The 24,603-nt window shown below is 33.7% G+C and carries 20 protein-coding genes, 2 tRNA genes, 2 pseudogenes and 1 riboswitch; of the genes and pseudogenes, 19 read left to right on the top strand and 5 right to left on the bottom strand.

The window, feature by feature from the left end; all coding sequences use genetic code 11:
* Window positions 1–206: 206 nt before the first annotated feature.
* Complete coding sequence (msrA, locus tag Q0977_RS11380) at window positions 207–737, bottom strand: peptide-methionine (S)-S-oxide reductase MsrA (RefSeq protein ID WP_124217871.1); 531 nt, start codon at window positions 735–737, stop codon at window positions 207–209.
* Between the two features lie 119 nt (window positions 738–856).
* Between msrA and Q0977_RS11375 the strand changes: the two genes are divergently transcribed.
* The 8 genes from Q0977_RS11375 (at window position 857) to Q0977_RS11340 (ending at window position 10,240) form a co-directional block, all read left to right on the top strand.
* Window positions 857–1,801, top strand: coding sequence for an LCP family protein (locus tag Q0977_RS11375; RefSeq protein ID WP_124217870.1), 945 nt, complete (start codon window positions 857–859; stop codon window positions 1,799–1,801).
* A gap of 68 nt (window positions 1,802–1,869) precedes the next feature.
* Window positions 1,870–3,078, top strand: a complete 1,209-nt coding sequence (locus Q0977_RS11370) for an AI-2E family transporter (RefSeq protein WP_199670705.1) — start codon at window positions 1,870–1,872, stop codon at window positions 3,076–3,078.
* A 492-nt stretch (window positions 3,079–3,570) separates the two neighbouring features.
* Complete coding sequence (gene argC / locus Q0977_RS11365) at window positions 3,571–4,605, top strand: N-acetyl-gamma-glutamyl-phosphate reductase (RefSeq protein WP_299513880.1); 1,035 nt, start codon at window positions 3,571–3,573, stop codon at window positions 4,603–4,605.
* Between the two features lie 14 nt (window positions 4,606–4,619).
* Window positions 4,620–5,843: a bifunctional glutamate N-acetyltransferase/amino-acid acetyltransferase ArgJ gene (argJ, locus tag Q0977_RS11360; RefSeq protein WP_119415648.1), complete on the top strand. Its 1,224-nt coding sequence runs from the start codon at window positions 4,620–4,622 to the stop codon at window positions 5,841–5,843.
* Window positions 5,806–6,585: an acetylglutamate kinase gene (argB, locus tag Q0977_RS11355; protein WP_119415647.1), complete on the top strand. Its 780-nt coding sequence runs from the start codon at window positions 5,806–5,808 to the stop codon at window positions 6,583–6,585. The genes argJ and argB overlap by 38 nt, the downstream gene beginning before the upstream one ends.
* Window positions 6,582–7,724 (top strand): acetylornithine transaminase, encoded by a 1,143-nt coding sequence (locus Q0977_RS11350; RefSeq protein ID WP_299513873.1) that lies wholly within the window; start codon window positions 6,582–6,584, stop codon window positions 7,722–7,724. The genes argB and Q0977_RS11350 overlap by 4 nt, the downstream gene beginning before the upstream one ends.
* A gap of 520 nt (window positions 7,725–8,244) precedes the next feature.
* Window positions 8,245–8,547, top strand: a complete 303-nt coding sequence (locus Q0977_RS11345) for a DUF4212 domain-containing protein (RefSeq protein ID WP_119415644.1) — start codon at window positions 8,245–8,247, stop codon at window positions 8,545–8,547.
* 16 nt (window positions 8,548–8,563) lie between these two features.
* Window positions 8,564–10,240 (top strand): sodium:solute symporter family protein, encoded by a 1,677-nt coding sequence (locus tag Q0977_RS11340; RefSeq protein WP_299513871.1) that lies wholly within the window; start codon window positions 8,564–8,566, stop codon window positions 10,238–10,240.
* A 145-nt stretch (window positions 10,241–10,385) separates the two neighbouring features.
* On the opposite strand, the gene Q0977_RS11335 is transcribed toward Q0977_RS11340, so the two are convergent.
* Window positions 10,386–11,567, bottom strand: a complete 1,182-nt coding sequence (locus Q0977_RS11335) for an aminotransferase class I/II-fold pyridoxal phosphate-dependent enzyme (protein ID WP_119415642.1) — start codon at window positions 11,565–11,567, stop codon at window positions 10,386–10,388.
* 398 nt (window positions 11,568–11,965) lie between these two features.
* Window positions 11,966–12,071: riboswitch (SAM riboswitch) on the top strand.
* A gap of 231 nt (window positions 12,072–12,302) precedes the next feature.
* Between Q0977_RS11335 and metA the strand changes: the two genes are divergently transcribed.
* Together metA and Q0977_RS11325 are read left to right on the top strand one after the other, a co-directional pair.
* Entirely contained in the window at window positions 12,303–13,211 is a 909-nt protein-coding gene (metA, locus tag Q0977_RS11330) for a homoserine O-succinyltransferase (RefSeq protein WP_119416872.1), read from the top strand.
* Window positions 13,212–13,312: 101 nt separating this feature from the next.
* Window positions 13,313–15,265, top strand: a complete 1,953-nt coding sequence (locus tag Q0977_RS11325; protein ID WP_299513866.1) for a translation factor GTPase family protein — start codon at window positions 13,313–13,315, stop codon at window positions 15,263–15,265.
* Window positions 15,266–15,434: 169 nt separating this feature from the next.
* Here the strand turns inward: Q0977_RS11325 and Q0977_RS11320 are convergent, their stop codons facing one another.
* The gene (locus tag Q0977_RS11320; protein WP_119416870.1) at window positions 15,435–15,695 is read right to left on the bottom strand and encodes a hypothetical protein; all 261 of its coding nucleotides are present in this window, start codon (window positions 15,693–15,695) and stop codon (window positions 15,435–15,437) included.
* Window positions 15,696–15,784: 89 nt separating this feature from the next.
* Here Q0977_RS11320 and Q0977_RS11315 point away from each other — a divergent pair.
* A pseudogene (locus Q0977_RS11315) lies at window positions 15,785–17,289 on the top strand (IS1182 family transposase).
* Between the two features lie 86 nt (window positions 17,290–17,375).
* Here Q0977_RS11315 and Q0977_RS11310 read toward each other — a convergent pair.
* Window positions 17,376–17,449 (bottom strand) — tRNA-Lys (locus tag Q0977_RS11310).
* Window positions 17,450–17,619: 170 nt separating this feature from the next.
* Window positions 17,620–17,693, bottom strand: a tRNA-Lys gene (locus Q0977_RS11305).
* 226 nt (window positions 17,694–17,919) lie between these two features.
* On the opposite strand from Q0977_RS11305, the gene Q0977_RS11300 reads away from it, so the two are divergent.
* The 8 genes and pseudogenes from Q0977_RS11300 to Q0977_RS11275 all read left to right on the top strand — a co-directional run bounded on the left by Q0977_RS11300 (window position 17,920) and on the right by Q0977_RS11275 (window position 24,064).
* Window positions 17,920–20,079, top strand: a complete 2,160-nt coding sequence (locus Q0977_RS11300; protein WP_119416869.1) for a YhgE/Pip family protein — start codon at window positions 17,920–17,922, stop codon at window positions 20,077–20,079.
* A gap of 317 nt (window positions 20,080–20,396) precedes the next feature.
* Entirely contained in the window at window positions 20,397–21,032 is a 636-nt protein-coding gene (locus Q0977_RS11295; RefSeq protein WP_124217863.1) for an alpha/beta hydrolase, read from the top strand.
* Window positions 21,033–21,052: 20 nt separating this feature from the next.
* Window positions 21,053–21,610 (top strand): AAA family ATPase, encoded by a 558-nt coding sequence (locus Q0977_RS11290; protein WP_119416867.1) that lies wholly within the window; start codon window positions 21,053–21,055, stop codon window positions 21,608–21,610.
* 63 nt (window positions 21,611–21,673) lie between these two features.
* Window positions 21,674–22,168 (top strand): GNAT family N-acetyltransferase, encoded by a 495-nt coding sequence (locus Q0977_RS11285; protein WP_299513857.1) that lies wholly within the window; start codon window positions 21,674–21,676, stop codon window positions 22,166–22,168.
* Window positions 22,169–22,192: 24 nt separating this feature from the next.
* A pseudogene (locus tag Q0977_RS18260) lies at window positions 22,193–22,432 on the top strand (nucleotidyltransferase family protein); the annotation flags it as partial.
* Window positions 22,414–22,569 carry a nucleotidyltransferase family protein gene (locus Q0977_RS18255; protein WP_367269473.1) on the top strand — a complete coding sequence of 52 codons (156 nt, stop codon included), beginning with the start codon at window positions 22,414–22,416 and terminating at the stop codon, window positions 22,567–22,569. The pseudogene Q0977_RS18260 and the gene Q0977_RS18255, both read left to right, overlap by 19 nt.
* A 181-nt stretch (window positions 22,570–22,750) precedes the next feature.
* Window positions 22,751–23,827 carry a YeeE/YedE family protein gene (locus Q0977_RS11280; protein WP_119416864.1) on the top strand — a complete coding sequence of 359 codons (1,077 nt, stop codon included), beginning with the start codon at window positions 22,751–22,753 and terminating at the stop codon, window positions 23,825–23,827.
* A gap of 12 nt (window positions 23,828–23,839) precedes the next feature.
* On the top strand, window positions 23,840–24,064 hold the full coding sequence (locus tag Q0977_RS11275) for a sulfurtransferase TusA family protein (RefSeq protein WP_119416863.1): 225 nt from the start codon (window positions 23,840–23,842) through the stop codon (window positions 24,062–24,064).
* The last annotated feature ends 539 nt before the right edge of the window (window positions 24,065–24,603 follow it).

Raw genomic sequence — 24,603 nt, 5'->3', positions numbered from 1 at the left:
TTTCTTCTCTTATTATTTCATGTTAAGAAAGAATAACAAGTAGTTTTATAAGAAAAATGAATAATTAATAGATTTTATGAGGAAAAATACAAAAAGAGGCTGCCTCATAAGTATAAAGCTTACGATACAGCCTTTTTCAATGTATATGCATCCTTTGAATGCGAAAAACGTCAATAAATTTGTGCTATGCAATTGGATAGGAGATTTTACTTCCAATTTTCTTGGATGAACTTATCTCTACCAGATGCAGCTCGATCCTGTTTATAATGTTCTGGATTCTTTTTATAAAAATCTTGATGGTAATCTTCTGCTGGGTAAAAAGTTGTTGCAGCTTTTATCTCTGTAACAATCGGTTTTTTAAAACGACCGCTATTGGCTAAGTCTTGTTTAGATTTTTCTGCAACAATCTTTTGTTTATCTGAATGGTAGAAAATTGCAGTTCGATAGTTGCTTCCGCGATCTTGGAATTGCCCAGCATCGTCAGTAGGGTCAATTTGTTGCCAAAATAATTCTAGTAATTTTTCATATGGAAATATGGCTTCATCGAAAATTATTTGGACAACCTCTACATGACCAGTAGTGCCTTTTTTTACATCTTCATATGTAGGGTTTTCTAAATGTCCCCCCATATAACCTGAAGTGACACTGTGTATACCATCCCATTCAACAAATGGTTTTACCATACACCAAAAGCATCCACCAGCAAAAGTAGCAGTTGAAAGAGTTGTTTCTGTCATATTTTGACCTCCTAAGTATTTTTTGGTCATTTTACTTGCGTAGAATAGTTTCTACTACTAATATGTAGTGTACACGATAACTTCTTTAAAAAAAAGAAGTGGTGAAAGGAGAAATTCATATGGACGATAAACGTCATACACATGTCCGTAAGAAAAAAAGAAAGTTAAGAAAAGGTCGTGCTTTTTTAACTATATTTATACTGCTGGCTATTATAGCTGGAGTTTATTCATATAACCAATATAAAGAAGGACAAAAACTTGCATCAAATGCTACAAAAAAGGTAGAACAATTTAAAGGAGATGCACAAACAAAGTCGAATATTGAAAATATACTTCTATTAGGTGTAGATTCCCGAGGTGAAGTAAGATCACGCACAGACTCTATGATATTAGTTTCTTGGAACAAAGATACAAACGATGTCAAGATGGTGTCCTTCATGCGAGATATTTATGCAAATATACCTGGTTACCAATCGTATAAGTTAAATACAGCCTATTATTTAGGTGGAGTTCAACTATTAAAGGATACATTAAAAAATACATTTGATGTTGAAATCAATCACTATGCTTTGATTGACTTTAAAAGTTTTGAAAAGTTAGTGGATATCGTTGCTCCAAACGGAGTTAAAGTATACGTAGATCATGATATGTCCGAAAATATAGGGGTTAGCCTTAAAAAAGGTGAACAAAGACTTAACGGGAAAGAATTGTTAGGATTTGCACGTTTCCGTCATGACAATCTAGGGGACTTTGGACGAGTTGATCGTCAACAAAAAGCATTAGAGGCCCTAAAAAAAGAAGCTCTTTCTCCAAAGAATTATAAAAATTACCCGAAACTGTTAGGTGCAGTTCAAGGATATGTACAATCAGATATGACAGACAGTCAAGAATTAGGCTATATGTTTTCAATTATCAAAGGAGGAAGTCCTAACATACAAAGATTAACGATTCCTGTTGAGCATAGCTATGATTATGGATTTTACCCACAAGCAGGGTCTGTACTTGATATTAATGTTGAAAAAAATCAACAAGCATTAGATAAATTTCTTGGTTCCAATCAGTAACAAAAGAGTATAATGGAAATAGTTAGATAGACAGAGAAGATTTTTTGTGTATAAGAGGGGGAAATTCATTGCAACCAGAAAAAAGTTCGTTTTTTAAAACAAGGTTTATCCAGTTTCTGGGTGGCAAAAATTTGTTGTTTGGGTTAGTTACATTATTGTTAGTCGGATGTATTATTTTTATCTATGAAAAAATTTCCTTTATCTTTTATCCTATTGTTGTTTTTTTAAGAACAGTTGTTTTACCAGTTATACTAGCTTTAATTCTGTATTACTTATTAAGACCTGTATTAAATCTATTGATGAAATGGAAAATTCCAAAAATATGGTCGATACTAATAATCTATGTTGCGGGGATTAGTATTATTTCATTGTTTGTGACACTAATATTTCCCTTTTTAAAAGAGCAATTTATGAATTTAATTCAGGAATTTCCGATTTACTTTATGCAAGTAGTTCACTCTATTCAAGATTTTTTAGAGAGTTCTAAACTGAATGATACTTTGGCAAAGTATAATTTTAATCTAAATGAAGTATTAAATAATATTTCAAATCAGTTAAATGATACGGTTAAAGATGGCGCGAAAGAATTAGGAACAGGTATTGCAACCGGAATAACTGGATTTATATCTACTTTAACAGGTATCGTAATTGCTTTAGTTACTGTACCGTTTATATTATTTTATCTTTTAAAAGATGGAGAAAAATTGCCGAATTTTGCAATGAAACTTCTACCACCTCGTATGAGAGAAGGAACTGCATTTGTTTTAAAACAAGCAGACCATCAAATTAGTAGTTACATTCAAGGTCAAATTTTAGTTGCTTTTTGTATTGGCATTATGGTAACGATAGGTTTTTTAATCATTGGATTGGATTACGCTGTTGTTTTAGGTTTCCTTGCTATGGTTACAAGCGTTGTACCATATTTAGGACCAATTATAGCAATTACACCTGCAGCAATTATAGCAATCGTAAATGCACCGTTAATGCTTTTAAAACTTGCAGTAGTTTGGACAATCGTACAATTTGTAGAAGGTAAATTTATTTCTCCACAAATAATGGGGAAATCACTTCATGTTCATCCGATTACTATAATTTTCGTACTATTAACAGCTGGATCTATCTTTGGTGTCCCTGGGGTAATCTTAGGTATTCCGGGTTATGCAGTCTTAAAAGTATTTATAACGCATTTCTTTTACTTATTTAAAAAGCGTTATAACAAGTATACAGATGATGTATCGCTAGAGTACGAGATAGAAGAATGGAAAAAAGAAAAATAGTCTAATAAATACAAAGAGGCAAATTGCCGTCTTCGGACGTCAGTTTGCCTTTTTTTAATTAGAAAATTTAAGTGGTTGCTAATATAGAATGAAAATATCGTTGTAGCTTTCAAGGAAAATAGCCCTGACGATGCTAACTGTGTATCTTACTATTATCTATGTTTGATTCATTATTCTTAGATTTACGTTCTAGTCAGTGACTTCTTGAATATGTATTCAATTTTCTTTATGAAGTTTCAATTTTAGGGAACTAATTCAATATCCAGGAGTTGAAACACCCAAAAAATTGGAAGATTAATATTTACATTTAAGATACACGATTAATATGAAATTAATTTTTGCATATTAAATTGAAATCGATTTGTTTTGTAACGATAAGAAAATACGCTTAAGTCCGTTAATTTAAAATTATTTGATAAATAATAAAAATACAGTTGACTTTATAAATATCCAACAATATAATAATAACATCATATACAAGAGGTGAGCGCAATGCAGGTTGGAATAATAGGAGCAACAGGATATGGTGGTCTTGAATTACTAAGGCTTTTGTATAATCATTCGAAGGTAGAAACAATTCATCTTTTCTCGTCATCAGAAGATGGTATTCCTTTTTCGAATAAATATACACATCTCCGAAAAATAATTGATCAGCCCTTACAAAAAATTGAACCTGAAGCATTGCGAAAATTGGATGTTATTTTTACTAGTACGCCATCTGGAGTTTCTAGTAAGTTAATTCCAGAAATACTTAATGAAAAAGTAAAAGTAATCGATTTATCAGGGGATTTTCGAATCAAGAACACTGAAGATTATGAAAAATGGTATAAGCTACCTTCAGCTCCTTTGCATATTATTGAAAAAAGTGTTTATGGTCTTACTGAATGGAATGAAAAACAAATTGAAAATGCTAATTTAATTGCTAATCCAGGATGTTATCCAACGGCAGTCTTATTATCATTATTACCACTACTGAAAGATAACTTAATAGATTCTAAAAGTTTAATAATAGATGCGAAAAGTGGAATAAGTGGTGCTGGAAATAAACCAAATGCCAACAACCACTTTTGTGAAACAAACGATAATACATCAATATACAAGATCAATCAGCATCAACATATTCCAGAGATTGAACAGGCTATGGCAATGTTTGCTGAAAAAAATAATCCAATCACTTTTTCTACACATTTAGTACCTATGAATCGTGGAATTATGGCAACTAGCTATGCAAATTTACAAGTTGGTGTTACAAAAGAAGATTTATATAACAGTCTTTATAATAAATATGAAAAGCATCCATTTGTACGAGTAATCGAAAACACTACAAAAATAAATACTAGCCAAGTTCGCGGAACAAACTATTGCGATATACATATAAATGTAGACGAACGTACAGGTAGGGCAACTATTATCTCAGTAATTGATAATTTAGTAAAAGGTGCAGCAGGTCAAGCAATTCAGAATATGAATGTAATGTTTGGTTATGAGATTACAACAGGATTAACACAAATTCCAATTTGGATATAAAGGGAGAGAGTATGTTGACAGTTACAGATATATTAAAAAGAAGTGCAAGTCATAATATTATTTCACCAAAAGGATTTAAAGCAGCAGGGATTCATTGTGGCCTTAAACACAAAAAGAAAGATATGGCATTGTTAGTCAGTGAAGTTCCAGCAAATGTGGCAGGTGTTTTCACAACGAATGTCATCAAGGCTGCTCCGTTATTACTTTCAAAAGACATTGTTCACAGCACTGGTAAAATGCAAGCAATCATCGTTAACTCTGGAAACGCAAATGCATGTACTGGTACTCAAGGTGCAGAAGACGCTTATACAATGCAGAAATTGACAGCTGAAAAGTTAAATATACCACAGAGTTTGGTAGGTGTATGTTCAACAGGTGTTATTGGTGAATTAATGCCAATGGATACTGTGAAAAAGGGAATTGAAACAATTAACCCCGGTACAGAATTGGAAGATGCACTTGATTTTTCACAAGCAATTTTAACAACGGATACTGTCACAAAACATACTGCTTACAGCATTAAAATTGATGATAAAGAGGTAATTATTGCAGGAGTTGCTAAAGGATCAGGTATGATTAAACCAAATATGGCAACAATGCTAGCGTATATCACAACTGATGCCAATATTAGTCATGAAACTCTCCAAGCACTATTAGCAGATACTACAGAAAAAACATTTAATGCGATTACAGTTGATGGAGATACATCTACAAACGATACAGTACTTGTCCTAGCAAATGGATTGGCAGAAAATAATGAATTAACACCAGATCATCCGGATTGGAATGTCTTTACGGAAGCTTTTAAATCTGCCTGCGAAGACCTATCTAAAATGATTGCAAAAGACGGAGAAGGTGCAACTAAACTAATTGAAGTAAATGTATCAGGCGCAAAAGATGATAAAGAGGCATTACAGATTGCAAAAACTGTAGTTGGTTCTTCACTAGTTAAAACAGCAGTCTTTGGTTGTGATGCAAACTGGGGAAGAGTTATTTGCGCAGTTGGATATAGTGGAATGACCGTTAAACCGGAAAATATTAAAATTCAAATTGGTTCAACACTTGTTGTGGAATCCGGAGAACCAATTGTATTTTCTGAAGAAGAAATAACGGAATATTTAAAACAAAATGAAGTGAAAATTTTAGTCGATATGGGAATTGGAGAAGGTAAAGGAACTGCATGGGGGTGTGATTTAACGTATGACTATGTCCAAATCAATGCCACATATAGATCATAAAACTATAGTGATAAAACTTGGTGGAAGTATACTAGGCGACTTAAACAGCTCATTTTTTGAGAAAGTCCAAAAGTATATAAAAAGTGGCTATCAAGTTGTTATAGTACATGGTGGTGGACCTGCTATTAATGCTAGCTTAGAGAAAAACAATATAGCATATAAGAAGGTTAATGGAATTCGTTTTACATCTAAAGAGGCAGTCAAAATCGTACAACATGCCCTTATCGAAGAAGTAAATCCTTACCTTACAAAGCAGCTAAATTCTGCAGGTATCTCATCCATTGGGTTAAATGGCATAGATAGTTCTATTTTTGAGAGCGATTTTCTTGATCAATCAGTTTATGGCTATGTTGGTGAAATTCAAAAAGTACATTTGTCTACGATTCAACAATATTTTGATGCAGGTAAAGTACCAGTCATTGCTTGTTTTGGTGCCACAAAAGATGGGATTCCACTAAATATAAATGGAGATACAGTAGCTAGCGATATAGCATTGGCGATTAAAGCAGATGCATTATTGTTAGTAACAGATACACCTGGCATTAGGATTAATAATGAGGTTCAACAAGAAGTAAACCCAGAGATTATTAGAAATTGGATTGAAACAAAGGATATATATGGTGGTATGATTCCGAAAGTTCAAGCAGCGATTGCATGTTTAGAAGAAGGAATTCCAGCTATACATATCGTCGATCAAAAGTTTCAAGGCACTAAAATTACAAAAGAAGGGGTGTTATTATGAGCGCACTATTCGGCAATTATAAAACTAGACCAATTCAAATTGTAAAGGGTAAAGGTACAACAGTTTGGGATGAAAATGGTAAATCCTATTTAGACTTTACAAGCGGAATCGCAGTATTAAGCTTAGGACACGCAAATCCAATATTGGTAGATACGATTAAGCATCAAAGTGAATTACTTTGGCACACTTCTAACCTCTTTGAAAATAAGTATCAAGAGAAATTAGCAGAGAAATTAGTCAAAGATACACATTTATCACATGCTTTCTTCTGTAATAGTGGTACGGAGGCAAATGAAGCAGCCATAAAATTAGCTAGAAAACATACTGGAAAGCATAAAATTATTACTTGCTTACATTCATTTCATGGTAGAACTTTTGGTTCCATGTCTGCAACTGGTCAAGAAAAAGTGCACAAAGGTTTTGGACCTATTGTCGAAAAATTTGAGTACATACCATTTAATGATGTAGATAGCTTACTGGCAAAAGTTGACGATGAGACAGCAGCTATTATGTTAGAAGTCGTACAAGGCGAAGGTGGCGTTCATGTAATTACACCTGAATTCGCACAAGCAATTCAAAAAATCTGTGATGAAAAAGGAATTTTATGTATCGTCGATGAAGTTCAAACGGGAATTGGTCGTACGGGTACAGCTTATGCTTATGAACAGACTGCATTAAAGCCTGATATTGTAACATTAGCAAAAGGTTTAGCTGGTGGTTTTCCAATTGGTGCTATGTTAGGAACCGCCGAATTATATGAAAGCTTTGGTCCGGGTACTCATGGTACTACGTTTGGTGGTAATCCATTAGCAATGGCAGTTGCGACAGCAGTTATTGAGGAAATTTTCACAAAAGCGTTTTTAAAAACTGTAACAGATAAATCGCAATATTTTAAAGAAAAATTGCAAGCGGCGTTACCTGCTTCTGTTGAAATAAGAGGGATGGGCCTCTTACTCGGAATAAATTGTGATAGCTCTTCAAAATTGGTTGAAATAACTGACAAAAATGGTTTACTACTTGTACCTGCAGGAGAAGATGTTGTCCGCTTACTTCCACCATTAACAGTAAGTTATGATGAAATAGATCAGGCTGTTGAAATATTACAAGCAGCAATTCCTGTAACTACAACAGTGAAATAACATCTGTGAATTAAAGCGCTCAGAGAATCGCCATTCACATGCAAATAACCTCTTTTAATTGTACTTCTTATAAAGAAATGGAACGGGTACCATTTCTATTATAGGAAGTACTTTTTTATGTTAAAAGTTGAATGGATAAAGATTGGAATTTAAGAGAAACTTTGTTTGTATTTTGCAGGTTCTTATAAAAATATTTGTATGATTTAGTATGTGCATCAAATTTTGTAGAATCAATCGATTAGGATTTTTTACTTTATTATCGTTTTATCTTGATCATTTCCAACATATATTAGAAGACGTTGAGATTATAGGAGGTGTTTTGTTGCTTCTGTTTCTTATCTTATTCACTAGTATTTGTCTTACCTATGCACTAATAAAAAAACGGTTCATTTTTCTTACCTTTCCTGTGGTTGCACTAATTATTTTAATGATAGTCAAGATAATTCTGGTACCGCTTCCTTTAAAGGAAACGTTTCAATTTATTTTTGATTTGAGATAGATTAATAGAAAGGTGGTCCGTATGAAAAAGATTGATAAAGAAGTTGCTGATGCTTATTTCCGTGAGAAAAATAGGTACATGTTTGTTTATTTTGCTCTTTGGTTTCTTGTGTCTTATGTTATGGTAGCGTTTGCAGACTCACTAACTGAAATTCAGTTTTTGGGATTCCCATTCCACTATTTTATGGGGGCATTTGGAGCGTTATTTACTTTCATTGTTTTACTGTTTGTAAATGCGATTGTCGGGGACAAAATTGATAAAAAATATGGGATTGATGATGAACGAAATAAAGAAATAGGTTCAAAAAACATGATAGATCACTAATGGAAGGAGGCTGAATATGGATAGTCAATTTTTAGTATCACTGGTGATTATACTATGTACATTTGCTTTATATATTGGAATAGCGGTATTTAATACTGCTAAGCAAACATCTGATTTTTATGTTGCTGGTCGTGGAGTACCTCCTATTTTTAATGGGATGGCGATTGGGGCAGACTGGATGAGTGCAGCATCCTTTATCGGAATGGCTGGTACTATCATGTTACTTGGCTATGATGGATTAGCCTATATTATGGGATGGACTGGCGGTTATTTATTTTTAACAATATTACTTGCACCTCAGCTTCGTAAATTTGGTCGCTTTACTGTACCTGAATTTATCGGAGACCGTTTTAATAGTAAGGCAGCGCTAATAATTGCTGCTATATGTACAATTATTATAAGCTTCACGTATTCAATTGGGCAGCTATCAGGTTCTGGTGTAGTAATCGGACGTCTCTTTGAAATTGATGCTAAAATAGGAACACTGATCGGCGTTGTGTTAATTGCATTTTATGCTGCATTCGGTGGGATGAAAGGCATTACTTGGACACAAGTTGCACAATACGTTATTTTAATAATCGCATATTTAGTACCTGTTATTTTTATGTCATTACAATTAACTAGTAATCCTATACCGTGGATATCCTATGGTGAAATTGTAACAAAAATGGGGGAACTAGACCGAGAACTTGGAATCTCTGAATATTTTGCACCATTCACAAATGGAACTAAATGGCAGTTTTTAGCACTCATGTTTACATTAATGTGTGGTACAGCTGGACTTCCACATGTTATTGTACGTTTTTATACTGTAGGTACTATGAAGGCGGCTCGTTGGTCAGGCGCTTGGGCATTAGTTTTTATCGGACTTTTATATTTTAGTGCACCAGCTTATGCAGCCTTTGCTCGTTTTATTTTATTAACGGAAGTTGCTGGTAAAAAGATTGCTGAATTACCTTCGTGGACCCAATCATGGATTGATACAGGAAAATTAGGGATAGCCGATACGAATGGTGATGGCATACTTCAATGGGCTGAACTTACAATTGCTAACGATATTGTCGTAATGGCTACACCTGAAATTGCAAATCTAGGTATCTTTGTTATTGGACTAGTGGCTGCAGGTGCAATGGCAGCTGCACTATCTACAGCTGGTGGCTTAATGATTTCTATTTCTTCGTCGTTTGCACATGATATTTATTACCGCATTATCAATCCACAAGCATCTGAACGAAAACGTCTACTTATAGGTCGTATTTCAATTGTTGTTGCAACACTACTAGCTGGTCTTATTGCATTAAACCCACCTGGTGCCATTACCCAAATTGTTGCATGGGCATTTGCAATTGCTACCGGTACTTTCTTCCCTGCACTCGTATTAGGCGTCTGGTGGAAGCGGGCTAATGCAAAAGGAACTATGGCTGGCATGCTTGTCGGTTTAGCTGTGACACTTCTTTACATTTTTAGTGCAAAGTATGGTGGCTTTACGATATTAGGCATTATCGATACAGGCGCTGGTATTTTCGGGGCGATAGCTGCCTTCGCTACTAATATAATTGTGTCACTCTCAACACGTGCACCTTCACAAGAACTTCAGGACGCGGTTATAAACCTACGCTATCCAGAACAGATGATTTATAAAGACGGTGAAGTTTATTTAAATGAAGGCTCATCGAAGGATATAAAGAATTAAGAGGGGGAGCAGTTTACCCCCTTTTTTTATGGAATCAAAGTATTGGGGTTTTAGTTAATGAAAAGCTCCACTGGTTAAGCTTAAACAACAAAAAAGTTCAAACTTGTCAAGAAACAAATTTGAACTTTGAAATATAACTCAAAATTTATACGCCAACTTCAACTTTTGAAAGCTTTCCCAGACGTTCTACAGCCTCTTTAAGTAAAGATTCTTCTTGAACTAATGCTAGACGGACATAATTTTTACCGGCATCTCCAAATATTGAACCTGGAACCATTACAACGCCTGTTTTTTCAATTGCATGATATACAAAATCGATGTCGTTCATCTCTTGATTAGGATATTTTGCAAAAACAAACATTCCACCTTCTGATGGTGTAACATTCCAACCAATACTCTCTAAACCTTCGACTAAAATATGGTGACGTTTTGTAAACACAGAACGTAAACGGTCAGTGATTTCTTCAGCATGATCTAAAGCTACACATGCAGCATCTTGAATCGGTTGGTAAGTACCATAGTCAAGGTTCGATTTTAGTTCTTGTATAATCGAAATCATTTCAGCATTACCAGCAATATAAGCAATACGTGCTCCTGCTAAACTAAAACTTTTAGAAAGAGAATTGATTTCCATGCCAACTTCTTTTGCGCCAGGTGTAGATAAGAAACTCATAGGCTTGCCACCATCAAAATAGAATTCTGAGTATGCAGCGTCGTGAAGTACTATTATATTGTATTTTCTTGCAAATGCTACAACTTTAGCGAAAAATACTTCAGATGGCATTGCAGGTACAGGGTTACCAGGTAAATTTAAAATCATCATTTTTGCTTTTTCAGCAATTTCAACTGGAATCGCATCAAAGTCTGGTAAAAAAGAATTTTCTTCTAACAAAGGCATATAATAAGGAATTGCTTCTGCTAGGTGAATACCGGCATCATAGGCTACATAGGCGGGATTTGTTGTTAAAACATAATCTCCCGGGTTACAAAAGGCCATTGGTACATGAACTAAACCTTCTTGAGAACCCATAGTTTGAATAATTTCTGATTCGGGATCTAAATCTACATTACTACGACGTTTATAATAATTTGCAACAGCTTGGTAGAATTTTTTCGTTCCGCCCAAAGTATAACCGTAAGAACTTGCTAATGCTGCTTGATTAGAAAGTTCCATACGTACTTTTTCATCGGGGGGGAGGTCTGGGCTACCGAGACTTAAATCGATTAACTTAGTACCAGAAGCTGCTTTACGATTGGCGGCCGCTTTTAAATCTCCGAATATTGCTTTTGGAAACATAGCCATTTTTTTTGATCTTTCGATTTTCACTAGTAAGCACTCCTTAGTTAAAACTTAAATTTAACAATTATTTTATCATAGTTATCTATTATATAACAGTAAAAATTAGAAAAATTAAAAAACATAATCCGCATACAAAAACATATCCAGGAAGAATAGTCAAACTTAGTAGGTAATATAATAGATTTAATCTAAATATGTATAAAGAGTCTATTTCAAAATCCTCCTTAGTTTAAAAATGGATACTGATTGTAACCTACATTCATGTGGCTTTTTTTCAATTTTCATACTAAATTCTCCATAATTATAATAAGCTAGGAATAAGTGGTTCTTTTTCTTTAAAGTTGCTTAAGTTTCTGTTTTTCTTGTATTTTCTGAAAAGTTTGCAATATCAGCATTTCCATGTTAGGATTACATTAATTGTATAGATCTTATCAAGAGAAGCTGAGGGAAATGGCCCTATGAAGCTTCAGCAACCTCTGCTCTGCAGAAAGGTGCTAAGTCCTACAAGACAACTGTCTTGGAAGATAAGAAAACTGAGCGGAATTTAAACCTCTTTTCTTATCATAGAAAAGGGGTTTTATTTTTTATCACTCAATTACATTAAGCTAGTTCCTACATCAATTCCACCTATATAACCTAACAAACTAGTGTTAGGTTGAGAGAAGTAATTGTAGGAATTTAAGTTAGTGATTTCAATTGTCAAATTATGAATAATCTTCTCAATCGAAAGTGATTAAAGATATTCAAAAAGGAGAGTTACAAATGCCAATTAATATTCCTAAAGATTTACCTGCTACAGAACTGTTAAAAAAAGAAAAAATATTCGTAATGGATGAAGATCGATCTAGAAGTCAAAATATTCGTCCTTTAAATATAGCTATATTAAATTTGATGCCACAAAAAGAAAAAACAGAATTACAACTTCTTAGACTTTTAGGTAATACACCTTTACAAACAAACGTAACATTTCTAAATACTGCAACACATGAATCAAAAAATGTAAGTAAATCTCATTTAGAAACTTTCTATACTACTTATGAAGAGGTTAAACATCGTCGTTTTGATGGACTGATCATTACTGGTGCCCCAATTGAGCTTATGGAATTTGAAGATGTTGATTTTTGGGAAGAAATAAAGCAAATAATGGATTGGTCAAAAACAAATGTAACATCTGTTTTACATATTTGTTGGGGAGCACAAGCAGCCCTTTATCATCATTTTGGAATTGGAAAATTCCCGTTACCTGAAAAGTGTTCAGGAGTTTTTAACCATACAGTAAAAGATTCAACTGTAAAATTATTAAGAGGGTTTAATGACGTGTTCACTGCACCACATTCACGTAATACTTCGGTTTCATTAGAAGAAGTCGAAGCGCATCCTGAATTATCAGTGTTATCCTCTTCTGATGAAGCTGGCCTTTTTATAGCTATTTCAAAAGATGAAAGATTAATAATGGTAACTGGCCATTTAGAATATGATGCTTGTACATTGAAAGATGAGTATGAAAGAGATGTCGCAAAAGGTTTAGACATCCCTATACCTAAACATTATTTTCCAAATGACGATCCAACGAAGAGGCCTTTGAATGTTTGGCGTTCACATACACATCTACTATTTTCAAATTGGTTAAACTATTATGTATACCAAGAAACACCATATGAATGGGAGTGAACAGACCGTTGTAAGCAAACGAATGCTTGCAACGGTATTTTTTATGAGAGAAAGGATTTGATATACTAATGTTAATGAAATATTAGAAATGAGGAAGTACAATGTTTAAAACAATCGGGGTTTTAGCACATGTCGATGCTGGTAAAACGACATTTTCCGAACAGTTGTTATTTCATACAAATAGTATAAAAACTAGAGGCCGCGTAGATCATAAAGACGCTTTTTTGGATTACAATGCGATAGAAAAGGAAAGAGGAATAACTGTTTTTGCGGAACAAGGTAGATTTATAAAAAATGGAGATACTTATACAATTATCGATACGCCTGGACATATAGACTTTTCTCCTGAAATGGAAAGGGCTATAAAAGTAATGGATTATGCAATAGTCATAGTAAGCGCTGTTGATGGAGTAGAAGGCCATACAGAAACAATTTGGCAACTCCTCAAAAAACACGAAATTCCTACTTTTCTATTTATCAATAAAATTGATCAAGAAGCTGCAAATGTTCCTAAAGTACTTAAAGAATTGCAACAAGAATTAGATCAAAATATTCTTCCAATTACTAACTGCTTAACAAATCAAACTCTATCAGAATCAGTTATTGAATTTATCGCTGAACATGATGATGAATTATTAGAAAAATATTTGGAACAAAATATTGATATGCAACTTTTTTTATCAACATTTCGACGCTTGATACAAAATAGAGAAGTATTTCCTTGTGCATATGGTTCCGCCTTAAAAGATATCGGTATAGTAGAATTTTTAGATCAAATTTCTATTTTAACGGAAACAACATATAATATAGAGCGCCCTTTTACTTCAAGAATATTTAAAATTAGACATGATAATAATAGGCAACGAATTACATTTATGAAGGCGTTAACAGGTACATTAAAAGTGCGTGATGAACTGAAGTTTGGAGAGAATACAGAAAAAGTAACAGAAATTCGATTATATAATGGCAACCAATATGAAGTTGTAAAAGAAGTAAAAGCTGGTGAAATATTTGCTGTTACTGGAATTTCTAGTGCTGCTATTGGAGATATAATTGGGGAGGAAGTTACCGATTATGGTCTATCAGTTAATATAATCCCAACATTACAATCGAAAGTAGTAAATGAAGGTAATGAAAATATAAAGGATGTATTAGCTTATTTTCAATTATTGGATGAAGAGGATCCTTCTTTACATGTAATTTGGAATGAGAGATTCCAAGAAATCCATTTACATGTTATGGGGATTATTCAGTTAGAGGTATTAACTGAAGTTGTTAAAAATCGATTTGGTTTACATATATATTTTGAAAAACCTCAAATATTATATAAGGAAACAATAGCGTCAAAAGTAATTGGATATGGTCATTTTGAACCTCTAAAACATTACGCTGAGGTGCATCTTCTAATGGAGCCAACTGAAAGAGGAGCAGGTATAATATTTGAAAATGCCTGTCAAGCAGATGACTTATCTGATGGTCACCAAAGATTAGTGAAACAACATATTTTTGAAAAAGAGCACCATGGTTTATTAACTGGTTTTCCTATTACAGATATTAAGTTTACGTTACTGACAGGACGAGCTCATATTAAGCATACAGAAGGTGGCGATTTTAGAGAAGCCACTTTAAGAGCGATTCGACAAGGTCTTGAACAAGTAGAAAATCATTTACTAGAACCATATTATCATTTCAAAATGAAAGCTTCTGCTGAATTTGTTGGGAGAATGATGACGGATATTCAAAAATTGCATGGTGAATTTGAGCCTCCAATAATGACTAAAGAAAAAGTACTGATCAATGGTAAGGGACCTGTATCAACGTTTATGGATTACAACTCAACATTTTCATCTTATACGAATGGAAAAGGTGTATTAAATTTGACGTTTAGTGGCTATGATCAATGCCATAATCCAGATGAAGTAATTGAAATGATTAATTATGATAAGAATAGTGATCCTGAATACACATCTTCAAGTATATTTTGCTCGAAAGGTAAAGGATATACAGTTCCTTGGGCCGAAGCAGAAGTAGCAATGCATTGCTTAAAAAAATGATATTGTGTGGGAAGAATCTAATAATTGGCCTTCAAGATTTGAGGAGATAGATGAACTATACAATTTTTTGAGCAACAAATCTAGCACCTCAGTTATTGTCTATGACGAATGTAATAACTGAAATTTATTAATAAGTTTGATCAAGTACGTATATTATTATATTTGCTTATTAGATTACAACGCTGTAATCCAAATAAATAATAAAAAACACAGCATAATTAAAGAGGTCGCTGAAAAAGTCCTTTCTGATTTTTATTGCGAGTATGAGAACCATCCATTTGTTCTCATACTCGCTTTTTTCAGCCGTGGATTTCCGTTCCAGGCAGGCGCTTTCCGCGTGCACGGCTTCAATCTCCTCGTCACTTCGTTCCTGCGGGGCTTTCAGCTCGCGCTGTTCCCGCTGGAGTCGCTGCCTTCCACTCCAATCCACTATGTTCTCCTTCTTTAATAGATTTTTTGTTCAAAAAAGCAACGCCTTTCCTGTATAATTAAATGAAGTAAATGTAGGTGGTATACCTGATGATTTCAAACCAAGAAACCCTTAAATTAAGCCCATTCATGGCAATTTATGATATGGTCGTGCCAAAAGATAATATGCTTCGTCAAATCAACGAACTTGTGGATTGCACATTCATTTTAAAGAGCTAAAAACAAAATACTGTTTAGACAACGGGCGTAACGCAATACCTCCGATTCGAATGTTTAAGTATTTATTGTTAAAAGCTATTTTTGATGTATCAGATATCAATGTCGTGGAACGTTCCAAATATGATATGTCATTTAAGTATTGCTTAGATATGTCACCAGAAGATGCGGTGATTGATCCAAGTTCACTTACAAAATTCCGCAGACTTCGTCTCAAGGACGTGAGTTTATTAGACATGCTTATAGGGAAAACGGTTGAAATCGCATTAGAAAAGAAAATTATCAAAAGTAAATCGATTATTGTGGATGCCACACATACAAAAGCTCGATATAATCAAAAATCACCAAAGGAATTTTTACAGAAAAAATCAAAAAATGTACGAAAAACAGTCTATCAATTTGACGAATCCATGAAAGAAAAATTCCCAACGAAAACGACTTCTAACGAAGTAAAAGATGAATTAGCTTATTGTAAAGAAGTCATTACAGTCGTCGAAAATGAACCGAAAATTTCCTATATCCCAGCTGTTCAAGAAAAATTAAATGTCTTATAAGAAGTGGTTGAAGACTATACAGAACAGTTCAATCACTCTGCAGACCCAGATGCACGTATCGGTCATAAAACAGCTGATTCTTCATTTTTTGGTTTCAAAACGCACATTGCGATGAGTGATGAAAGATTGATCTCCGCTGCAATTGTGACAACAGGTGAACAAAGTGATGGAAAATATCTTCAAGAACTCATTGAAAAAAGCAAAGAAACAGGTATGGAAATTGACACGGTGATTGGAGATACAGCTTATTCTGAAAAGGAAAATATTCATTACGCAAAAGAAAACAAAATTCAATTAGTATCAAAGTTGAATCCAGTAATTACAGATGGTATACGACCAAAGGAAAAAGAATTTGAATTTAATAAGGATGCCGATTTATTTATCTGCCCAGCAGGAAATTTAGCTACTCGAAAAGCACGGACAGGCAAGAAAAACCAAGGGAAAAATCAAGTGCTAACTTACTTTTTTGATATCGAAAAATGTAAAGTTTGTCCTCTTCAAGAGGGATGTTATAAAAAAGGAGCGAAGAGTAAAAGTTACTCGGTGATTAAATCAACAGAACATAAGGAGCAAGAAATATTTCAAAATACCGAGGAATTTAAAGAAAAAGCAAAATCTCAATATAAGATTGAAGCAAAGAATAGTGAATTAAAACACAGACACGGGTATGATGTAGCATCATCTGCGGGTCTATTAGGTATGAACATGCAAGGAGCGATGGCTATATTCGCCGTCAATCTCAAACGAATTATGACCATTTTGAAGGAAAAAGAATATAAAAGAATAGAGAAAAAGGCGACTTTCTGTTCAAAATCGAACCGATAGTCGCCTTTTATTTTTGATAACTGTTTAACAAAATAAAAAACGTGAGTTTTTCAGTGGCCTCTAATTAAATGCTGTGTTTTTTATTATGGGCGTAGTGGGGGTCGAACCCACAACCCCCTGATTAAGAGTCAGGTGCGCTAGCCAATTGCGCCATACGCCCGTTTGCTTTATGACATAAATTATCTTAACGCTATATTCTAATAATGTCAAGCGGAAAATTATAGTTTCTTAAAGAGATTAAATACCGAGTAGATCATTCCTTATAAAGATAAAAATAATTCAGAGATAAAAAAGAACCATCACAATATTGTGATGGTTCTTTTAAAATGATGGGCATAGTGGGGGTCGAACCCACAACCCCCTGATTAAGAGTCAGGTGCGCTAGCCAATTGCGCCATATGCCCATTTTGTAACAACAAAATATATTATAATACTATATCGTAATAATGTCAAGGGTATCCATTCATTTTTAATTAATATTGTCGAAATTTGCTTAAAAAATATTTTGTGGAAATAGAGGTTAAAAACAGAATATTTAGAATATATATTATACAGAAATGTATAGCCACAATTGAATGAATGTTCATTCATAATGGTCATTTCTACATTTAAAAAGAATGGGGGATAGAAATGGATGCGTTCAAAGTTTTAGGTAAAGAATTGTCAAAACTTAAAGAAAACAAAGGGGTGTTGTTTTCAGTAATCGGTGTCTTGTTGATACCACTAGTTTATGCAGCAATTTTGTTATCTGCCAAATGGGGACCTTATGATCATCTTGACAATCTTCCAGTTGCATTTGTAAATAATGATGCTGGAGCCGTATCCGATGGCAAAGAAATTAATGCGGGAAATGAACTAGTAGCAGAACTAAAGGAAAGCAAAGCTTTGGGATGGAGCTTTGTAACGATGGAAGAAGCAAAAAAAGGTATGAAAGATCAAAAGTATTATATGATGATTGAAGTACCTGAGGACTTTTCTCAAAAAGTAACGACTGTTTTAGATGAAAATCCTCAAATACCTGAGTTGAGATATGTTCAAAATGAGGGGCTCAACTTCATGGCTGCACAAGTCACAAAAAGTGCTGTAGAAAAAATTCGAGAGCAATTAGGTAACAAAATAACAGCAACATATACTAGTACGATTTTTGCTAAACTTGGTGACATTTCAAATGGATTTACAACGGGTGCAGATGGCTCAAAGAAAATCTCAAAAGGAACAAAGACGCTTTCTGACGGTACTCAAAAACTATTAGACTCATTAAATGAAAAAAATAGTGATATTAAGACACTTGCGGATGGCTCTAGTAAAGCTGCAGCAGGTTCACAACAACTTTTAGTTTCTCTTCAAAATGGACAAGGAAATATTAACAAATTAGCTGCAGGTTCGAAACAAGTAGCAAACGGTATTGGGACTTTAAAGTCAGGTTCACAACAGGTATTAAATGGACTAAAATCAGCTAAAGCTGGTAGTAGCTCTTTGACAAATGGTTTAGAAAAACAATTAAAACCTGGTGTAGCCCAATTAAATGGTGGTATTCAAAAAGTAACAGAAACAACACCTCAATTAGTTTCAGGCTCTCAAAATTTAACCAATGGAATGAAAGCGTTTTTATCCAAACATCCAGAATTAGCCCAAGATATCGAATTTATGACACTTGTTGGTACAAGTGATGCTATTACTAAAGGATTAACACAATTCAATCAACAAATCCAACCATTAAAAACAGGTGCAAATTCTTTAGCGGCTGGCGTAAATCAGTTAGCAGCAGGCTCAAAACAATTAGATTCTGGTCTTAACCAGTTGATTACAGGGCAAACGTCTGCAATTGGGGGGATAAATAAACTACAATCAGGTGCTACTCAGGTGGCAAATGGTAATGCAAGTTTATCTTCTAATTGGGCGAAACTCTCATCATCTGTTGCAACATTAAATGGAGGTTTAAAACAAATTAGTGTTGGTAATCAACAGGTATCTACAGGATGGGGGACAATCACAACTGGTGTAAACAGTTTGAATAAAGGAGCTACTAAACTTCAATCTGGAAGTCAAGAATTAACAGACGGACTATCAGATGGAGCGAAACAAGTGAGCAGTATTAAAGCAACTGATAATACAATTGCAATGTTCTCAAATCCAGTGAGTTTAAAGGGAGAAAAAGAAAATGCATATGAATACTACCGTGATTCAACAGCACCTTATATTCTTTCTTTAGCACTATTTGTCGGTTTACTTGTTTTAACATTTGTAACCGATTTCAAACGCCCAGCAATTTTACCTGGTTCTGGATTAAGTTGGTTTGTAAGCAAATGGCTAAAATTAGGTATTTTAGCAGTTGCCCAAGGTGTCTTAGTATCACTATTTGCCTTGTTGTTCTTAAAACTTCAAGTAGCAAGTGCGGGTCAATTTATACTATTTAGTATTTTTGTCAGTGTAACATTTATGACAATTATTTTCTTCTTAGTTTCGATAGCTGGCAATTTTGGACGTTTTGTTGCATTTGCATTTATCGTCCTTCAATTGACGATTACAGGTTCCAACCTACCGATTCCTATGCTTCCAGAGAATTTAAGATCATTAAGTCAATATTTGCCTTTAACGTATTCAAATGAAGGCTTCAAATCAATTATTTCTTTAGGAGATGCTTCATTGTTAGTCCAAAATACGTTAACATTATTAATCTATCTGATTGTTTTCTCAGTTTTAACATTAGCTGTATTATTATTTAGTTATAAATCGCTTTCTAACAAAATGTCTAAAAATGATCCTCAAGCAGAAGAATTTGTTGCTTAATAAAAATATTAATTTTTGGAGAGTATTTCATTTCCAATTAGGATGGTGGAAGCTTGACTCTACCACCGAAGGAGTAAGGTCTTTCCCGTAGGTTTGCTACTTATGGGAAGGACCTTTTCAATTTTATTAAAAGCATCCTTCTTACATTATTTACATTTTTAAAAGAAAGTGTATAATAATTTCTAATATTCAAAACAATTTTAACTAAAGTAATGAAACATTTACTCATATAGAATCTCAAAGAATATTAAATAGCATTTAAAATATTCATAATTTGTGGTTGAAATAGACTCAATACTAAAAAGGGGAGATTTATATTGGAAATTATTGATAAAACTATACAAGTGGAAAATAAACCTTCTATTACGTATACACATTATCAATCGGGATCAGACAAGATGTGCTTTATGTTTTCAGGAACCGGTTATACATATGATTCACCAGCGCTTTATTATGCAACATTGCTATTATTAGAGAAAAAATACGATATCATTCAGATCCATTATTCATCCATCGATGATTTACTTCGTTTGCCTCTAGAAGAAATACCAGAACTAATATTCCAGATGGTGAACCCTGTTATTGAAGAAGTTACATCGAATCATCAGTACTCAGAATATGTATTTATAGGGAAATCTATTGGGACAATGCCAATTGTATTAGAATATATGAACCAAGAACGTTTTAATGATTCTAAATGGATAATACTTACGCCTTCTTTGAAAATAGATAGAATGGCTTACTCTTTGTTAAACAGTAAACAAATTGCTTATATTGCGATTGGTGATGCAGATCCGCATTTTAATTTTGCCGCAATTGAAAAGCTAAAACAAAAGCAATTTCAGTTAGATATATTTCCTAAAGCAAATCATTCTTTAAATATTGATGGAAATGTATCAGCGTCTATTAAAGTAATAGAGAGGATACTGAATAAGATAGACGAATTACTATAAAATAGGAAGGTGGTTGAATCATGAAACTTATTTTGTTATTTGGCCCACAGGCAGTTGGTAAGATGACTGTTGGACAAGAACTAGAGAAAACGACAGATTTGAAATTATTTCATAATCATATGACTATTGATTTACTCGAACCGCTATTTGGTTTTAGTTCAGAAATGTGGCGATTAACGCACCTTTTCAGAGAAGAAGTGTTTAAATCTTTTTCGAAAAGTGACCAATACGGAATGATATTCACTTTTATTTGGGCATTTAATCTACAAGAAGATTGGGATATTACAGAGAATATTTGTAGGATTTTCTCTGAAAATAATGCAGATATATACTTTGTTGAATTGGAAGCAGATATGAATGTTCGACTTGAAAGAAATCGTACACAGAACAGACTTCAACATAAACTGACTAAAAGAAATATTGCTCAATCTGAAGAGCATTTAGTCAATAGTATGAATGACTACAGGATGAACTCAAACGAGGGTGAAATAAAGGAAAAAAATTATATAAAGATTAACAATACAAATTTAACTGCAACACAAGTTGCTCAAATTATAAAGGAAAAATTCGAACTATAAGAATGTAATTTAATTAAACCACATAAAATGGGTTTTATTTCATTGTGATTGGAGGTTAATGAGTTGATCGTCAGACAAGCGGAAGAAAAAGATGCTAAGCAATTTTTGGAACTACTATGTGAAATTGATGCTTCGAATAATATGTTATTTAATCCTGGCGAAAGAAAAACAACTGTTGAACAACAAAGAAAGATAATCCAGGATTTCAAGAATGATCCGCGATCGGCATTTTTGGTTGCTGAAAACGAAGGTGACTTAATTGGATACATCGGTTTAGTTGCTGGAAATCTTCAAAGAATATCACATATTGGAAGAATCGTTATTGGCGTTTCAAAAAAAGCAAGAGGCAAGGGAATAGGCACGAAATTATTTGAAGAAGTTTTCAAGTGGATAGAAGGAAAACATTTTTCTAGATTGGAATTGACAGTCATTGAAAGAAATACAGCTGCCATCAATCTTTATGAAAAAGTGGGCTTTATAAAAGAAGGAAAGCGTATTGAGTCTTTAATCATTGATGATAAATTTGTTGATGAATGGTCAATGTATAAAAAAGTGTGATTTTAGCCCCATTTCTACGATGATAGGAATGTATCAGAAAAAGAAGAGAAAAGAATAGAAGAATTGCTTTACAAGATAGCTCCAGAAGAACCTTGGTCTGTAAAAAATCTGGCGAGAATGCATAAGAAAAATCATGTTCAACCGTACAAATCTACTCTTGACGGGAGTGCACACTTTCCAGAAATACCAACAGCAATTGGAATCAGACTCAACAAAGGGGAGCTTGAGATCATAGCTCCTTATGGATTAGTCCTTATGGATTAGCTGCTTTATTTTCTAAAAAGGTAGAACCGACGCCATACTTTAAGCAATCTGAAAGATTATATAATATTTATCTACAGAGATTAAAAACGAAGAATTGGAAACAAAAATGGCCAAGATTACAGATTATAAAGGAATAACGGTCTTTTTTATAATACATTCAAATTACAAGGTTTTAATGCAGTTACTAAAGCATTAGAATCTTTTTTTTATAAAATATTATACTTATTAAGTTAGTATGAATTAACTATTGTAACTCAGATAATGTCATAATATAATAAAAACCAATTAGTTTACTAAGGTAAAGAATGAGGTGAGAAAATGGTTCAAATGGTTATTACAGGTTTACTATGTGGTGCAGCATTGGGATTTGTTTTACAGAGGGGTAGGTTCTGTTTAACAGGTGGATTCCGAGATATGTACTTAACGAAAAATAATCGGATGTTTTATGCATTGTTATTGGCAATTGCGATTCAAAGTGTCGGGGTTTATGCACTTATCCAATTTGGATTGTTACAATATGAAGCTGGTACTTTTTCTTGGGTAGCAATTGTAATAGGATCATTTATCTTTGGTATTGGAATTGTGCTTGCTGGAGGTTGTGCAACTGGTACTTGGTATCGAGCTGCTGAAGGGTTAATAGGAAGCTGGATTGCACTTATATTTTATATGTTAACAAGTGCAATGATGAAGTCTGGTGTCTTACTACCATTAAATGAAAAATTGTCTTCTGTACAAGTACATAATAATTCAATTCCAAAAACTTTTGGAGTGAATGTCTGGGTATTTATTGCAATATTAGTGATTATCGTTGCAGTTATTATGTTCAAAGAAGCTAGAAAACCAAAATTGGTTATTCCGTCACTTAAACCAAAGAAATCAGGAATCGCACATTTACTATTCGAAAGACGTTGGCACCCATATTTCACAGCAAGTATTGTGGGGATTATTGCCATTATTGCTTGGCCATTAAGTGAAGCAACTGGTCGTAATTCCGGACTAGGGATTACAACGCCTTCAGCTAATATTTTGCAATATTTAGTGAGTGGTGATAAGTCTATTCTTAACTGGGGCGTATTCTTAGTATTAGGAATCTTTGTTGGATCGTTTATAGCTGCTAAAGGTAGCAATGAATTCCGTTTACGAGTACCAGAAGTTAAAACAATTGTATCTAGTGTATGTGGTGGTAGTTTAATGGGTTTAGGTGCAAGTTTAGCTGGAGGGTGCACAATTGGTAACGGATTAGTAAGTACTGCAATGATGACATGGCAAGGTTGGATTGCACTAGCTTTTATGATTTTAGGTGCTTGGACAGCTACTTACTTTGTTTTTGTTAGACCTAGAGTTAAAAAACAAGTTGTTGCTAAACAAGCAGTTACACCAGCATCAGCAAATTAGGAGGAATATCAAATGACAAAAGTTTTAGAAACAATGGGGCAAGTATGTCCGTTTCCATTAATTGAAGCGAAAAATGCGATGGAGGAACTTCAATCAGGTGAAGATCTAGTGATTAACTTTGATTGTACGCAAGCAACAGAAAGTATACCAAGATGGGCTGCTGAAGAAGGTCATAAAGTTACAAATTACGAACAACTAAGTGAAGCTTCTTGGACAATTACAGTGCAAAAGAAATAAAGAGGTTATTACTAAATAGCATAGACAATGTCACCTTTTATAGGGACATTGTCTTTTTTTATGGATATAACTAAAAAGGTTGTATCCATTCGAAATAGTTTAGCAAGATAACTATAGAAAAACAACATAATAGAGAAGAAATCACTAATCGATTTTTCATAAGGACTGGGTAAATTCGTTTCCACACTATAGTAACGCCCTGTATTAAAACAAAATAGAAGAATAGTTCTGGAAATGCTAAAAAGATTGTAAAATCACCAATACCCATAATGATTTCTATTAAAATTAATAATCCAAATGTAGATAATTGTAAAGTATAATAGCTTAGATTCAAATTAAGATTATAAAATAGCAATTTTATTCTTTTCATATAAAACCCCCTAATAAATAATTGTTGCTATAATATACGAACGAATTTTGGTTTAGTTTCAAATAATAGGTTTTTATTATAGAGCAAAAGAAAAAGAACATCATTAAATGATGTTCTTTCTTCTTTATGGGCGTAGTGGGGGTCGAACCCACAACCCCCTGATTAAGAG

The organism is uncultured Rummeliibacillus sp., assembly GCF_934216135.1.
Taxonomy (GTDB): Bacteria; Bacillota; Bacilli; order Bacillales_A; family Planococcaceae; genus Rummeliibacillus.
The sequence above is the reverse complement of the archived record's forward strand: the minus strand, read 5'-3'. Positions and strand labels throughout refer to the sequence as shown.

What these genes read in the sequence shown, in the direction of transcription:
- msrA (WP_124217871.1), bottom strand. Translation starts at nt 737, where the DNA reads ATGACAGAAACAACTCTTTCAACTGCTACTTTTGCTGGTGGATGCTTT.
- Q0977_RS11375 (WP_124217870.1), top strand. Translation starts at nt 857, where the DNA reads ATGGACGATAAACGTCATACACATGTCCGTAAGAAAAAAAGAAAGTTA.
- argC (WP_299513880.1), top strand. Translation starts at nt 3,571, where the DNA reads ATGCAGGTTGGAATAATAGGAGCAACAGGATATGGTGGTCTTGAATTA.
- argB (WP_119415647.1), top strand. Translation starts at nt 5,806, where the DNA reads ATGACTATGTCCAAATCAATGCCACATATAGATCATAAAACTATAGTG.
- Q0977_RS11350 (WP_299513873.1), top strand. Translation starts at nt 6,582, where the DNA reads ATGAGCGCACTATTCGGCAATTATAAAACTAGACCAATTCAAATTGTA.
- Q0977_RS11345 (WP_119415644.1), top strand. Translation starts at nt 8,245, where the DNA reads ATGAAAAAGATTGATAAAGAAGTTGCTGATGCTTATTTCCGTGAGAAA.
- Q0977_RS11340 (WP_299513871.1), top strand. Translation starts at nt 8,564, where the DNA reads ATGGATAGTCAATTTTTAGTATCACTGGTGATTATACTATGTACATTT.
- metA (WP_119416872.1), top strand. Translation starts at nt 12,303, where the DNA reads ATGCCAATTAATATTCCTAAAGATTTACCTGCTACAGAACTGTTAAAA.
- Q0977_RS11325 (WP_299513866.1), top strand. Translation starts at nt 13,313, where the DNA reads ATGTTTAAAACAATCGGGGTTTTAGCACATGTCGATGCTGGTAAAACG.
- Q0977_RS11300 (WP_119416869.1), top strand. Translation starts at nt 17,920, where the DNA reads ATGGATGCGTTCAAAGTTTTAGGTAAAGAATTGTCAAAACTTAAAGAA.
- Q0977_RS11290 (WP_119416867.1), top strand. Translation starts at nt 21,053, where the DNA reads ATGAAACTTATTTTGTTATTTGGCCCACAGGCAGTTGGTAAGATGACT.
- Q0977_RS11280 (WP_119416864.1), top strand. Translation starts at nt 22,751, where the DNA reads ATGGTTCAAATGGTTATTACAGGTTTACTATGTGGTGCAGCATTGGGA.
- Q0977_RS11275 (WP_119416863.1), top strand. Translation starts at nt 23,840, where the DNA reads ATGACAAAAGTTTTAGAAACAATGGGGCAAGTATGTCCGTTTCCATTA.